This is a genomic window from Flavobacterium pectinovorum, from assembly GCF_900142715.1.
GTDB classification, from domain to species: Bacteria; Bacteroidota; Bacteroidia; order Flavobacteriales; family Flavobacteriaceae; genus Flavobacterium; species Flavobacterium pectinovorum.
In genome coordinates, this window is the sequence record NZ_FRBX01000007.1 from 20,377 (window position 1) to 34,775 (window position 14,399).

The 14,399-nt window shown below is 34.1% G+C and carries 10 protein-coding genes; 7 read left to right on the forward strand and 3 right to left on the reverse strand.

The window, feature by feature from the left end; all coding sequences use genetic code 11:
* Nucleotides 1–21 precede the first annotated feature (21 nt).
* Nucleotides 22–678 carry a DUF6766 family protein gene (locus BUE22_RS20540; protein WP_073397874.1) on the reverse strand — a complete coding sequence of 219 codons (657 nt, stop codon included), beginning with the start codon at nucleotides 676–678 and terminating at the stop codon, nucleotides 22–24.
* Nucleotides 679–934: 256 nt separating this feature from the next.
* On the opposite strand from BUE22_RS20540, the gene BUE22_RS20545 reads away from it, so the two are divergent.
* The 3 genes from BUE22_RS20545 to BUE22_RS20555 all read left to right on the forward strand — a co-directional run bounded on the left by BUE22_RS20545 (nucleotide 935) and on the right by BUE22_RS20555 (nucleotide 2,885).
* Nucleotides 935–1,873, forward strand: a complete 939-nt coding sequence (locus BUE22_RS20545; RefSeq protein WP_073397875.1) for a ring-cleaving dioxygenase — start codon at nucleotides 935–937, stop codon at nucleotides 1,871–1,873.
* Between the two features lie 87 nt (nucleotides 1,874–1,960).
* On the forward strand, nucleotides 1,961–2,251 hold the full coding sequence (locus BUE22_RS20550) for a GNAT family N-acetyltransferase (RefSeq protein ID WP_073397876.1): 291 nt from the start codon (nucleotides 1,961–1,963) through the stop codon (nucleotides 2,249–2,251).
* Nucleotides 2,252–2,267: 16 nt separating this feature from the next.
* The gene (locus tag BUE22_RS20555) at nucleotides 2,268–2,885 is read left to right on the forward strand and encodes an alpha/beta hydrolase (protein ID WP_073398074.1); all 618 of its coding nucleotides are present in this window, start codon (nucleotides 2,268–2,270) and stop codon (nucleotides 2,883–2,885) included.
* A 17-nt stretch (nucleotides 2,886–2,902) separates the two neighbouring features.
* Here the strand turns inward: BUE22_RS20555 and BUE22_RS20560 are convergent, their stop codons facing one another.
* Nucleotides 2,903–5,635: a S8 family serine peptidase gene (locus BUE22_RS20560; RefSeq protein WP_073397877.1), complete on the reverse strand. Its 2,733-nt coding sequence runs from the start codon at nucleotides 5,633–5,635 to the stop codon at nucleotides 2,903–2,905.
* A gap of 543 nt (nucleotides 5,636–6,178) precedes the next feature.
* Between BUE22_RS20560 and BUE22_RS20565 the strand changes: the two genes are divergently transcribed.
* Together BUE22_RS20565 and BUE22_RS20570 are read left to right on the forward strand one after the other, a co-directional pair.
* The gene (locus BUE22_RS20565) at nucleotides 6,179–7,009 is read left to right on the forward strand and encodes a M57 family metalloprotease (protein ID WP_042562891.1); all 831 of its coding nucleotides are present in this window, start codon (nucleotides 6,179–6,181) and stop codon (nucleotides 7,007–7,009) included.
* Between the two features lie 213 nt (nucleotides 7,010–7,222).
* Entirely contained in the window at nucleotides 7,223–7,897 is a 675-nt protein-coding gene (locus tag BUE22_RS20570; protein WP_073397878.1) for a 3-keto-disaccharide hydrolase, read from the forward strand.
* A gap of 99 nt (nucleotides 7,898–7,996) precedes the next feature.
* On the opposite strand, the gene BUE22_RS20575 is transcribed toward BUE22_RS20570, so the two are convergent.
* Nucleotides 7,997–10,624, reverse strand: coding sequence for a beta-glucosidase (locus tag BUE22_RS20575; RefSeq protein ID WP_073397879.1), 2,628 nt, complete (start codon nucleotides 10,622–10,624; stop codon nucleotides 7,997–7,999).
* 232 nt (nucleotides 10,625–10,856) lie between these two features.
* Between BUE22_RS20575 and BUE22_RS20580 the strand changes: the two genes are divergently transcribed.
* A complete protein-coding gene (locus BUE22_RS20580) occupies nucleotides 10,857–11,888 on the forward strand; it encodes a LacI family DNA-binding transcriptional regulator (protein ID WP_073397880.1) in 1,032 nt (343 codons plus the stop codon).
* A gap of 346 nt (nucleotides 11,889–12,234) precedes the next feature.
* Nucleotides 12,235–14,397: an alpha-glucuronidase family glycosyl hydrolase gene (locus BUE22_RS20585; protein ID WP_073397881.1), complete on the forward strand. Its 2,163-nt coding sequence runs from the start codon at nucleotides 12,235–12,237 to the stop codon at nucleotides 14,395–14,397.
* Nucleotides 14,398–14,399 lie beyond the last annotated feature (2 nt).

The following is a 14,399-nucleotide window of genomic DNA, read 5'->3' on the forward strand; positions in this document are numbered from 1 at the left end:
ATTTATTTCAAAAAAATAGCGCTATTCGCCTGTTTCCATATGAGGAGCATCGACAGGTTTAGATTGTGAAGAGCCAATTTGTCTTAGATAAACAGAAAGTATTACGATGGCAAAAACAGATAAAAATTCACTTTGCCAGTTTTGAAAAGATTCAAACCAAAACCTCGTATCTCCTAAATAATCAGAGGCAGATTCCAAAGGCATTCCTTTTAAGGCCAATTGCTCATTTTCATCTTTAAGGCTTCCGTAAAAATGAGCACAAAAAGAAAGTATAAACAATAACAATAAAACAATGGTAAGTGAATGTTTGTAGATTTTAAGAATCCAGCCGCCTTTTTTTACAGGCCAGGGTGCATCTTTTCGCGTAGGCGAAGGTTCTCTGTCAAATTCTTCTTCCTTGTCTAAATCTTTAGATTCTGAAGAACCCCGCTGCATAAAAAAAATGGTTAATACAACAAACAAGGCCATTTGTAGAAATTCGCTTTCCCAATTTTCAAAAGTCGATTGAATAAAATGACCTGAAATAAGATAAGAAGAAAGCGTAATAGCAGTACTGCCTTCATCAATCAATTCTTTATTATGTTCTTCGAACCCAAAAAATATTTGACCGATTAATGCGCCGAAAAATAATAGTAGAAAACAGATACTGAGTCCGTTATTTCGTAAAAAGTTTTTCATGGTTCTTGCTTTCTCACAAATTTCCGAAACACGATTGATTCCATTTTATAGAATTAGGGTAATCATTTATATTATTTTTAGGTAGATTAACTTACAAAAAGTTAATTCAGTTATTAAGAACACGACTGATTATATAATAAGAAAAACAACAGTTTTTAAGCAATTTTCATTTCTTAATCTAGGTTAATCGATAAACAGGTATAACGGAAGTAAATTTGTAAAAGAAAATCAAAACAACTTTAATACATAAAATACCATGGAAAATAAAATTTTAGGCTTACACCATATTACTGCAATTGCAGGTGACGCAAAACGTAATTTCGATTTTTACTCAAAAATTTTAGGATTAAGATTCATCAAAAAAACAGTGAATTTTGACGATCCGGGAACATACCATTTTTATTTTGGTGATGAGACAGGAAGTGCAGGAACAATTTTAACTTTTTTCCCTTGGGGAGAAGGAATTCAGCAAGGAAGAAAAGGTTCTGGAATGGCTACTGAAATAGGATATTCTGTTCCAAAAGGAAGCCTTGATTTCTGGCAAAAACGTTTTGAACAATACAATGTAATTTATAACAAACCTGCTGAGAAATTCGGAGAAAAATATCTTACTTTCTTAGATCCGGACGGATTAAAATTAGAATTGATCGAATCTAAAACAGACGATACCAGAAAAGCCTGGGAAACAGACGAAGTAAAAGCTGATGTTGCAACAAAAGGGTTTCATAATATTACTTTAACTTTAAACGATATTAAACCAACTGCTTTAGTTTTAACAGAAATATTTGGTTACAAATTGATTGATCAGGATGTAAATCGTTATCGTTATGCAACAGATGCTGTAGAAAATGCCGCAATTGTTGACTTAGTAGAATTGGCTGATGAAAAACGTGGTTTAAATGCAAATGGAACTGTTCACCACGTGGCTTTTAGAGTAAAAAATGATAAAATTCTAATGCACTTCCGTGAAAAAATAGAAGAGTTTGGATTGTCAATTACACCACAAATCGACAGACAATATTTCCATTCTCTATATTTCAGAGAACCAGGAGGAGTTTTGTTTGAAATCGCAACAGATAATCCCGGATTTACAGTAGATGAAAGCTTAGAAGAATTAGGACAAAACTTAAAACTTCCGGCACAATATGAATCACAAAGAGCTGCCATTGAAAAGCATTTGGTTAAAATTAATTAATTACTAAAATATATTTAAATCAATAAAAAAATGAAATTAGTTTACGCTTAAATTAGGCGTAAATTAATTTTATAAATAAAAAATACTATGGAAACAATAAAATTAGAATTAGACGAAAAAAAACATGGAGCTTTTAATCTTTATGTTGATGATAAAAAACTAGGAGAAATGACGGTAAGCATTAAACCGGGTTTGCTGACTGTTTACCATACAGGTGTTGAGCCTGAAGCTGAAGGAAAAGGTTATGCAAAAAAACTTTTGGATGAAATGACATCCTATGTACGTGCCAATAATTTGATGGTTTTACCACTTTGTCCGTATGTACATGCGCAGTTCAAGAAACATCCGGATGAATATCAGGATATCTGGAAAAAATAATTTAAAAAATACAATCATGAATTTAGAAAATATAACAGCAGGAACGCCTTTAAAAGAAGCAAAAAAAGCTTTAATCATGCTTCACGGGCGTGGTGCAGGTTCAAACGATATTCTTTCGATTGCGAAGTATCTTAAGGTTGAAGATTTTGCCTTAATAGCGCCTCAGGCAGAGAACAGAACCTGGTATCCGTATTCCTTTTTAGTACCGATTGAAGAGAATGAGCCTTCGTTTTCAAAATCCTTGGAAACCATTGCTCAGGTTGTTGAAGCAGTTCAGCAAAATGGAATTGAGAAAGAAAACATTTATTTCCTCGGATTTTCGCAGGGAGCTTGTCTTGCATTGGAATTTACAGCTAGAAATGCTATAAAATACGGCGGTGTTGTTGCTTTTACCGGCGGACTTATAGGCGATAAAGTGTATGAAAATCATTATTCAGGAAATTTTGAAAATACACCGATTTTCATCGGAACAAGCGATCCTGATTTTCATGTTCCCGTTGAAAGAGTAAATGAAACTGAAGTGCTTCTTAAAAAAATGGGAGCATTAGTTACAAAAAAAATATACCCAAATATGGGGCATACAATAAGCCAGGACGAAATAGATTTGGTTAATGATCTGGTTTTTAAAAAGTAATATTCTGTATCAAGAACTTAAAAAACTGCAATTTTCCCTGTTTGCATTTCGCCTGAGTTTGTAACTATTTTGTAGATATAAATTCCCGATGCAGTATTTTTTAGATGGATAGTATTGGTTTTAGAAAGTAAAGGAGAAGCAATAGTATTTTGTCCACTAATGTTGTAAAGATAGAAAATAGCGTTTCCTTCTTTTTTAGCATCAATATTTAATTCTTCATTTTTGCTCAGTAGTGTGGGGTGTACAAAAAACAAATCATCGCCTAAATAATTGGTATCAAGAATTAGCGAACTTACTACGTTATTGTTTTCTAAAATTATATTTATTTTATATTTATTGCTGCCCTTTATCGGGGCAGCATCCAAAAAAGAAAATGTTTTTGAATTGATGTCGCTTATTGTACTAATAACACTTTCAACATCATTAACTATTTTTACCAAATCAATTCTTTTAATGTTGTACAAACTGAAAAGACTGGCATATATCTTTACTTTATCCTCCTCAAAAACTTCTGCCAAAGTCAACTCAAAATAACAATTTGAGTTTTCGGCGTATTGTAATGTTGACTCACTTTTTATTCCTTCGGTATTGTCAAATACAGGAATTACCGTGTGGATTTTTCCATCAGTATAAGTATAACTGGTGTTTGTGGTTTGTTCTTTAAATTCTAAATGATCTCCCGTTAATTGATAAATATTAAAGGAAGCAACATCGGCAGGTTTGTCCCAATTAATTTCTGTTGTGCCGTCACAAACTAAACTGGTACTGATGTTTAAATCATAAGAAATCGTAAAGCTGTCAGAGATATATTCGGTATTATTAATGGTCATTTTTAATTTTGCCTTTGAAAATTTTTGTTCTTTAGGCGTATATGTAAATTGTTCATTATCCAGATTTATATCATTTGCTATAATTTCCCAGGTTTCCCCATTATTATAACTAACAGACAATTCTCCGGAAATACCGGAAAACGACGAATTCCATTTGAAAGGAGAAATAGTCTTTCCATCATAAGGGAAATTATCATTGATTACAGGATAATTCCATTCAAATTGATTTTCCAATTCATATTCGTAAGTGATACCGTATTCCTGAGATGTATTTGATATGTACGACCCCAAAACATTGATAGAAACTGAACCAGACGCTGGGTTTTCGATAGTGATTTGTTCTGTAGTATTAATTTTATCTTTTCCTCTTAACGCTTGCTGCTCAGGAATCTCAGGGTTAAGAATCCAGGGTAAAAATGTGATATTGTCGGCCGAAATAACTTCCATGTCTAAATCGTTCACCAAACTTATATTACTATTAATTGCAGCCGGCAAATCGTTCCATACTAATGTAATTTTTAAGTTTTTTGCATTTGCGGGAATAGTAATCGTATGTGTATTTGTCTGACCGGATGTTAAATTACCTGATAGAATTCTGTTTTCGCTGATTGTTTTTAGACTTTTATTAGCATCGATATTACCATAACCATAAGTAAAATCCGGACCCGAATTGCCTAAATCTTTTGCGCTATTAATTAAAATGGCTTTTGTCAGGGCATTAGTCAAAAAACTATTGTTTATAGTTTTATAATGTTGTTTCATAAGCGTAATAATACCTGTAGCCAATGCTGTAGAATTTGAAGTTCCTTGTGTGCTATAAGCTACTAACTCAGGTTTTATTCGGCCGTCGTAAGCAGGACCTTTTGAAGAAAACGGCATAACTACTTCGTTTTGGTCAATACAGCCCAATACAATGCTGTTTTTGGATTGCTTAAAATTACCGGTAATAGATTTATACCCCTGAAGTCCGCTATTACCGGAGGAAAAGCAATGAGTCAAATCAGGATTTAAAAACAATTGAGAATCGTAAGCATTAGCAAGCGAACCATAAAAATTCTCAATTTCTGTGCCGTATGAATGATTTTGAGTAACAGCACCTTGTAAAGTTGCTACTTCATCAGGATAAATATTCAAAAAGTCAGACGATTGTATTTTAGCCTTTTGGGCAACTCCTTTTCCTAATGCAGAACTATTTCCTAATCCTGCAACTATAGTCGCCATAGCCGTTGCATGGCTCGATACAATTGCAGATTGCGTTGAGGAAGGAATGTGCTTATTTAATAAATCAATATCATCCAGATTAAACAAATCATCTTTGATAGCTACAATTTGATTTTCACCCGCTAAGAGAGGAAAATTAGCATTGGCTTTATTTATAGAATTGATACTAAAATTTTGATCTATTATTTTAGATTCTCCTTTTGGCCGCAGCGATTCCTGCGAAATAGACGATACACTGTTGAGCGCTATAATTTCATCAACAATTTTTTTAGAATCACTTTTTATAATTACAAGATGATTGTTCAGTATTTTAATATCAGAAATGTTCAATAACTCCAAGTCTGTAATCAAAGCTTCGATAGTATCTGTTGCTATTGTATAAAACTTTTCTTCTTTATGATCTGAAAAATTTGAAGGTAATTTCCATAAATTATTTACCGGTATATTTTTTTTTAAAGTTTGATCTGATTTAAAAGTTTGATTCGATTTTAAACTTTCATTTTCAACAATACAAAAAGTACTGTCCAGTTTTTTTACAATCTTGTATTTATTTTGATGTGCATTTTCTAAAGATGTAAAAAAGTATTTCTCAAATTTACTTTCATTTTCTTTTTTTATGTACCGTTTCCATTTCTCAGAACTTTGTGAGAAACTGATTGTTGTTATCATAAAAAGGAGGAAAGTAATTCGTTTCTTCATTTACTGTAGAGGTTAGGGCAACTATAACATTCTTATTGCAGCTGTTTATCACTTTTTAATTTAGATAAATCCAGCTGAAATTTATGATTAATGATTTCTATTTTAAATATTTATCCGTTGTAGGTCAAATCAAAGTTATTAAATTATTTGTAATAATTTTATGATTTTTTATTCATTCACAATAATCTAAATCTGTAGGAGAACAATTTTCTTTTATAACCTGTTTGCATTTTAAAATGAATGCAAAATTGTAAAAAACATTTTCTAACACTTTTAGAAAAGAAATAATTTTCGGATACTATTAGATCTTAATAATCTGATTTATATTCAGTTATTGATTTTACTGGGCTTGTAGTAATAATCAGATAATTATTATTAAAAATATGTTATTAAAAAATATAACAAAAAGTGTTAATTTTGTTGAATTATTGTTTTATAAGTATTTTAAGATTAAAAATTATATAAATTTGGTAATAAGTATTACAATATTTTGTAAAAGAACCCCTATTTATCAACTTAATTTAACAAACCAAAAAACTTATTATGAAAAAAATTAAATCAATTGTAGCCTTGTCATTTATAGCGCTAACGCTGTTTTCTTGTAACAAAGAAGATGAGCAAGTTCAATCTAATCAAGGATCCCTTAAAGTAACACCAGAGGTGTTAAATAAAATTAGTTCACTTTCATTAAATACATCAGATGTTCAGGTGATTAAGAATACTAAATTAGATGGTACTACCGAGGATGCGTTCCTGATAGAAGGAGATATTATCATTACACAAGATCAATTAAACAAAATGGATCTTCACGGTGGTATTACGACAGAACAGTATCGTACTACTAATTTAGTATCTGCTCCAAGAACAATTAGAGTTGTTGGGTTAACAGGGACTGGTACATCAGCACTGTCAACAAATATGCGGAATGGATTGCAAGCGGCAATCAACAGATACAATAACTTAGGATTATCAATTAACTTTACGCTAACTTTTAGTTCAAGTACTTCAGGTGCAAACATTGTTGTAAGAAGACAAACCGGATCTGCCGGTGGAGTAGCAGGTTTCCCTTCAGGAGGGAATCCTTATAATTCAGTTACATTATATTCTGGATTAGATACTTATTCAACAAATGTAAACGCACACGTAGCTGCACACGAAATCGGACACTGTATTGGTTTACGTCACACAGACTGGTTCAGCCGTCAAAGTTGTGGACAAAATTCAAACGAAGGAACAGCTGGTGTTGGAGCAATTCAAATTCCTGGAACACCTTCAGGATATGATTCTACTTCTTACATGTTAGCATGTTTCAGTTCAAGCGTAACAGGTGCTTTCAATTCTAACGACGTTACAGCTCTTAATTATTTATACTAGAAGTTGAATTAGAGTTCTCTTACAAAATATAGGAGGCTGTTTCACAATTGTGAAGCAGCCTCTATTTTATTTAATGTGTTTTCTGATTTTGTTAAGGTATCTTTTAATTTTCTAATTTCTCCTAAAACTTGTTATTTTTATAATGCCGGAAAAAGAAAGGATCTTAGAAGAACTCAGAAAATTGTTTTTAGTACAAATAAATAATTTAAACAAATGAAAAAAGTTATAATTGCAGCATTGATTTTGTCTTTTTTACAGATTCATGCACAGAAAGGTTTTAAACCGCTTTTTGATGGAAAAACTACCAAAGGCTGGCATTCGTATGGTAAAAATTCGGCAGGAGCCGGATGGAAAGTAGAAGATGGAGTCTTGTATTTTGATCCTGATGCAGCCGCAAATGGACAAGGAGGGGATTTAGTAACAGACACTGAATTTGAAGATTTTCATTTGAAATTAGATTGGAAAATAGCACCAAACGGTAACAGCGGTATTATTTTTTATGTTAAAGAAGATCCTTCAAAATACCAAAACACATACAGTACAGGTCTCGAAATGCAGGTTTTGGACAATGACGGTCATACCGACGGAAAAATCACCAAACATCGTGCGGGAGATTTATACGACTTAATTCAAAGTAAATCAGAACCTGTAAAAAAAGTTGGAGAATGGAATACTGCAGAAGTGATAAGCAAAAAAGGAAAACTAACGCTAATTCTAAATGGTATTGTAGTAGTTGAGACGGTACTTTGGGATGCTAATTTTAATAAATTGATCGAGGGAAGCAAATTTGCAGAATGGCCGGGTTTTGGCACATTCAAAAAAGGAAAAATAGCTTTGCAGGATCACGGAAACAAAGTATGGTTTCGTAACATTATGATAAAAGAATAAGACAATAAAAACGGTCCCTCAAAATTCACAGAATGTCAGAGGAACCGTATTTTAATATTCGGAATATAAAATAGTTATATAATCAGCTTAATTTGCTTTTTATTTTTCTATCTGAATAATTTGAGACACAATATTACTTTTTATTTGATTTTTTTCATCTGGCTGGGCACCGCCAACAGCAAGTTTAACTTTACCTTCATATTGTTGTAAATTTCCTTCGGCAGTCACATAAGACAAATCTTCAGGAGAAAGAGTAAAGGTTATGGTCTTGCTTTCGCCCGGTTTTAAATTAAGCCTTTCAAATCCTTTTAGACTTTTCAGTGGTGTTTTAATGTTTGCATTTTGATTGATGATATACAATTGGGCAACTTCTTCGCCCTCCATTTTTCCGGTATTGGTTATTTTTACGGAGAGCGGAACAGTTTCATTCTTTTTTATTTTAGAAGGAATCGTTAATGGATCATATTTAAAAGAAGTATAACTCAAACCATATCCAAAACCATAAAGCGGCGTGCCCTTGAAATAACGATAGGTTTTATTATCCATACTGTAATCAACAAAAGCTGGCAAGTCTGAATCGTCCTTGTAAAAAGTAACAGGCAGTCTTCCCGCCGGATTATAATCTCCAAACAGAATATCAGCGACTGCAGTTCCTGCCGCCTGACCGCCGTACCATGCATTAAGCACTGCCGGAATATTTTCTGCTTCCCATGGAATCGCGATCGCACTTCCGGTCATCATCACAAAAACAACTGGTTTTCCTGAAGTTTTTAGTGCTTTCATTAGTCGGGTTTGTACTTCCGGAAGTAGGATAGAGGTACGATCACCGCCTGCGAACCCCGGAAAATTAACTGGCATTTCTTCACCTTCAAGCTGAGGTGATATTCCGCCAACGAAAATAAATGCATCGGCATCTTTATGTCGGTCAGTTAATTTTGCAAAATCAGTTTTTACAAAATTTCCTGTACGTAAGGCAACGTTTGCTTTTCCTTCGCCTTGCCAATATTCAAGAACTAGCTTATAAACTGTATTTTTTTTGGTAGTTAATTGAAATGTTTTTTCTCCCCATCTGTTTTTTTTCCAGGCGTTTACCACTTCTTTTCCATCAATTAAAAAACGATAACCATCGTCGGCGCTGAGTTCGAATGTTATAGAACCGTCTTTGTCTGCAGTAAAGTTTGTGGTATAACGGGCAGAAAAATGATTTGCCTTAATGTTTTTAACCACAACTTCGCCTTCCTGCCAAAAGTTATTAATTTCAGGTTCAATTCTTATTTCGGCAGGATTTCCGGACAAATCAACATTGTCAAAATATTCTGCTTTAAAACCTGCTTTTCCTTCGTAATGGTATTGATTTTTAAGATCCTGGTATACTAATAAAGTGTCATTGGTGAAATTAATTGCCTGTTCATAAACCACTTCTGTACTACTGCCTAGTTTTTCTTTAATACCATTTAAAACCGTTGTCAATTTGCTTGGAGTTCCGTTGTAATTGCCTAATATTGAGATAGCATTATCTGCATTTGGACCAAGAACTACAATCTTTTTTAACTTTTTACTAAGTGGTAATACATTCTTTTCATTACGTAACAAAACCATTGATTGTCTCGCCATTTTTAAAGCATGCTGGCTATGTTCAGGACTTTCCAGAACAGAAGCAGGCGTTTGCGCATATTTAACCATTGCCACAGGATCAAACATGCCCAATCTGAAACGGATCATAAAAAGCCTTTTAACCGAAATATCAATTTGTTTCTCACTGATTTTTCCGTTTTTTACAGCCTGAACCAAAGCTTTGTAAGCATCTGTACCACAGTCAATATCAGTACCATGAAAAACAGCATCTGCCGAAGCTGATTCGGCATCAGGATGCGTTTTATGGTTCTTAAAAAAGTCATCAATTGCCCAACAGTCAGAGGTTACGTAACCATCAAATTTCCATTTATTACGTAAAATATCGGTCATCAAAATATCACTCGCACAACACGGCTGCGTTCTAAAAGCATTGTAAGCACACATCACGCCGGCTACTTTTGATCCGGTTATTAATTTTTGAAAAGCAGGCAGATAAGTATCCCAAAGTTCATAAGGCGTTACATCAACATCAAAGGTATGGCGCAGTGATTCCGGTCCGCTGTGTACGGCATAATGTTTGGCACAAGCCGCTGCTTTTAAGTATTTAGGATCATCGCCCTGCAAACCTTTTACAAATGAATCACCTAAAATGCTGGTCAAATAGGGATCTTCGCCGTAGGTTTCCTGACCGCGTCCCCAACGCGGATCACGAAAAATATTAATATTGGGTGTCCAATAAGTAAGCCCCAGATAACGTTCGTTTGTTCTGTTTGATTCCAAAGCTTTATTGTAAATTGCTCTTCCTTCCAAAGCAGAATAATCGGCCATTTTAAAAAGAGAATTTTTATCGAATGTTGCCGCCATCGCTATTGCCTGAGGATAAACCGTTGTTTTAAACGGAGTTCTCGCAACGCCGTGTAAGGTTTCGTTCCACCAGTCGTAAGCAATTATTCCCAAACGGGGAATTGCCGGAGATGAATTTAGCATCTGTGATACTTTTTCTTCCAATGTCAAGCGACCTACCAGATCGTCTACCCGTTCTTCAAACGTCAGGTTTGGATCTTGAAATAGAAATTTTCCGGATTTTTCTTGTGCGAAGCAATAAGAGGATATAAACAGCAGTAATAAATATTTGAATTTTGGTGATCTCATAAGCTTTTGTTTTTTGGAGTATTAAATATACAGTATTATAACTTGTTTTCAAACAACCGATTGTGTAAAGGAATAACTTTTTTTTAAAATAAAAAAATCCTGTTTTGTGACATATTTTTAAAAATGAGATGGTATCAGGCAACCTATTAGGTGCTTGTAATATGCAAAATGCTTTCAGAATGTATTGATGTATCATTAAAATAATTACATTTACGATCTTAGTACTTTAATGATGGAAGAACACAGACATGTAACGATATATGATATTGCGGAGAAGCTTAATCTTGCGACATCAACGATTTCAAGGGCTTTAAAAGATCATCATACTATTAGTGATAAGACAATAAAAAAAGTAAAACAGACAGCTAAGGAAATGGGTTTTGTGCCTAACACTTTGGCCGCGGGTTTGCGTGGAAATAAATCAAGGACTATTGGTATTTTAATTCCAACAGTAACACAGCCATTTTTATCCTCTTTAATTAGTGGTATCGAAATTACAGCCCAAAAATCTGAATACTCAGTTCTTATTATGCAGTCGCATGATTCCTACGAGATGGAGGTTAATTTGGCCAAATCACTATATAGCAATAGGGTAAGCGGTGTTATTTGCTCGCTTGCAATGGAAACAAAAGATACTTCTCATTTTAAACAATTTTCCAATAATAACATTCCGCTTGTATTTGTAGACAGGGTTCCCAGAGATTATGATACTTTCAGAGTTGTCATCAATAATTATCTCGCAGGTTATAAAGCAACAAAACATCTCATTGAACAAGGCTGTAAAAGAATCGCGCATTTAACTGCCGGATCAGAATTTGGTACACTTTATAATGAGCGAAAAAGGGGATATATGGATGCTTTAATAGAGCACGAACTTCCTGTTGACGAAAAGCTGATTATAAACCTGAAAGAAATGACGTATGAAGACGGCGTAAAAGCTTGTAATCAATTATTTGATTTAAAAATCCGTCCCGATGGTCTTTTTGCGCCTGGGGATATTCTTGCCGTAAGTGCGGTGCAGACAGCAAAAAAGCGTGGAATTAAAATACCCGAAGAGTTTGCAGTAATTGGTTTTAACGATGATCCAATTTCTAAAATTATTGAACCAAATATTTCTACTATAACACATCCGGCTGAGAAAATGGGGAAAGCCGCAGCCGAACTAATTATCAAAAATCTTAAATCGGCTAAGGAAGAAGATGCTAAAGAAATTACATTTTTAAACACACAAGTCCTTATACGTGAATCTTCTAAGAGGATTTAGTTTCTCTTTTTACTATATTACAAACCTGTTGATAGTAATATTGACAGGTTTTTTTATATAAATTTTGTCTCTCATCTTCAACCTTGGGAGACCTATTGATAATCAGATTCTGTTTCCAACGGTTGAAACCGTTGGCTATGTTCCTCAGCGTTGTTTAAAGCGCTTCCTAATTAAAAAAATCAATTTTTATTTTTTTATTCCCATATTTTTGTATTTTAGCACAACCGATTGCAAATAGCTTATTTTTTCTAAAACTATATTTTTTTAGCACTTTTTTTGCTAAATAATATGATTTTAAGTAGAATTTCTGATTTGCACTTTAAATTTAAATTGATAGAAAAGCAAAATGACATATATTAAAAAAACTTTTTTCAAATCTATTTTATTGTTTTTTGTAGTTTGCTGGTCTTCATCAGCTCAAAAAGATTACAAATTATGGCTGCAATACAATAAAGTTGATAACGATAATTTAAAAACAGAATATCTTTCTAACATTAAGGAAATTGTTTCTCTGGGAAAATCGGAAACTTCACAAATTGCCTTTACAGAATTGCAATCAGCTTTGGATGAAATGTTGGGAAAGAAATTTGAAAATAAATCGATAACTACTGGAGATCATAATATTATTATTGGTTCAAAAGAATCTTTAGCCCCTGAAATTCAAAAGGAAATTGGGAATTTCGATCAAATAAATGACGAAGGTTTTATTATTAAATCAATTTCCATAAAAAATAAAAAACAGCTTGTCATTACAGGAAAAACAGATATTGGCGTTTTATATGGTGTTTACAGTTTCCTGAGATTAATGCAAACCAATAAATCCATTCAAAATTTAAATATTACTGATGCACCAAAAACAAACATTAGAATACTAAATCACTGGGATAATCTGGATCGAACTGTAGAGCGCGGTTACGCCGGATTTTCGTTATGGAACTGGCAAAAACTCCCTGATTTTATCGATCAGCGTTATATTGATTACGCTCGTGCAAATGCCTCAATCGGGATTAACGGAACGGTTTTGACGAATGTAAATGCAAACGCATTAATCCTGACGCCGCAATATTTAGAAAAAGTAGAAGCTTTGTCCAACGTTTTCAGACCGTACGGAATAAAAGTGTATTTAACAGCAAGATTTTCTGCACCAATCGAAATTGGAGGTTTAAAAACAGCCGACCCAAAAGACGCCCAAGTCATTAATTGGTGGAAGAATAAAGCCAAAGAAATCTATAAAAGAATCCCCGATTTTGGCGGATTTCTGGTAAAAGCAAATTCAGAAGGTCAACCCGGACCGCAAAATTATAACAGAGACCACGTCGACGGAGCCAATATGCTGGCCGATGCCGTTGCGCCTTTTGGAGGTGTCATTATGTGGCGTGCTTTTGTGTATTCTGAACATGATGCAAACGACAGAGCCAAACAAGCTTATGCCGAATTTGTGCCTTATGATGGAAAATTTAAAGACAATGTAATTGTTCAGGTAAAAAACGGAGCGATTGATTTTCAGCCTCGTGAACCTTTTCATCCCATGTTTGGTGCGATGCCAAAAACACCTTTGATGATGGAATTTCAAATCACTCAGGAATATCTGGGTTTTAGTACACATTTGGTTTTTCTGCCAAAATTATTTCAGGAAGTTTTAGAATCAGATACCTATCAAAAAGGAAAAGGAACAACCGTTGCTAAAGTTATTGATGGATCTCTAAACAAAACAAAACTAACCGGAATTGCAGGCGTTTCCAACATCGGAAATGATCTAAACTGGACGGGGCATCCTTTTGCGCAGGCAAATTGGTATGGCTTTGGGAGACTAGCATGGAATCCCTATTTAGATTCAGAAACCATTGCCGATGAGTGGCTTCGATGTACATTCTCTAACGATGAAAACTTCATAAAACCTGTTAAACAAATGATGATGCAATCGCGCGAAGCTGTTGTAAATTATATGACACCGCTTGGTTTGCATCATATTATGGATACTGGGCATCATTATGGTCCGGGCCCGTGGGTTTCAAATTTGTCACGACCAGAATGGAATCCCGTTTATTATCATAAAGCAGATAAAAACGGAATTGGTTTCGACCGATCAAAAACCGGAACAAATGCCACAGCGCAATACGCCCCCGAAGTGGAGAAAATGTTCGATAATCTCGAAACTTGTCCCGAAAAAGATTTGTTATGGTTTCATCACGTTTCCTGGGATTATAAATTGAAAAACGGACAAACGCTTTGGAATGGTTTAGCTTTAAAATATCAGGAAGGTGTAAATCAGGTTGCAGCAATGCAAAATATCTGGAATAAAACGCAGAAATATGTTGATGAGGAACGTTTTAAAGAAGTGCAGATGTTATTAGAAATTCAGCACAAAGAAGCAAAATGGTGGCGGGATGCGTGTCTGCTGTATTTTCAACAATATTCAAAAAAGGAATTACCTTTAGGCGTCGAAAAACCAACACAGTCTTTGGACTATTTTAAATCATTAAAATTTCCTTTTGCACCGGGAAATTAATA

What these genes read in the sequence shown, in the direction of transcription:
- BUE22_RS20565 (WP_042562891.1), top strand. Translation starts at nt 6,179, where the DNA reads ATGAAAAAAATTAAATCAATTGTAGCCTTGTCATTTATAGCGCTAACG.
- BUE22_RS20580 (WP_073397880.1), top strand. Translation starts at nt 10,857, where the DNA reads ATGGAAGAACACAGACATGTAACGATATATGATATTGCGGAGAAGCTT.
- BUE22_RS20540 (WP_073397874.1), bottom strand. Translation starts at nt 678, where the DNA reads ATGAAAAACTTTTTACGAAATAACGGACTCAGTATCTGTTTTCTACTA.
- BUE22_RS20585 (WP_073397881.1), top strand. Translation starts at nt 12,235, where the DNA reads ATGACATATATTAAAAAAACTTTTTTCAAATCTATTTTATTGTTTTTT.
- BUE22_RS20570 (WP_073397878.1), top strand. Translation starts at nt 7,223, where the DNA reads ATGAAAAAAGTTATAATTGCAGCATTGATTTTGTCTTTTTTACAGATT.
- BUE22_RS20560 (WP_073397877.1), bottom strand. Translation starts at nt 5,635, where the DNA reads ATGAAGAAACGAATTACTTTCCTCCTTTTTATGATAACAACAATCAGT.
- BUE22_RS20550 (WP_073397876.1), top strand. Translation starts at nt 1,961, where the DNA reads ATGGAAACAATAAAATTAGAATTAGACGAAAAAAAACATGGAGCTTTT.
- BUE22_RS20575 (WP_073397879.1), bottom strand. Translation starts at nt 10,624, where the DNA reads ATGAGATCACCAAAATTCAAATATTTATTACTGCTGTTTATATCCTCT.
- BUE22_RS20555 (WP_073398074.1), top strand. Translation starts at nt 2,268, where the DNA reads ATGAATTTAGAAAATATAACAGCAGGAACGCCTTTAAAAGAAGCAAAA.
- BUE22_RS20545 (WP_073397875.1), top strand. Translation starts at nt 935, where the DNA reads ATGGAAAATAAAATTTTAGGCTTACACCATATTACTGCAATTGCAGGT.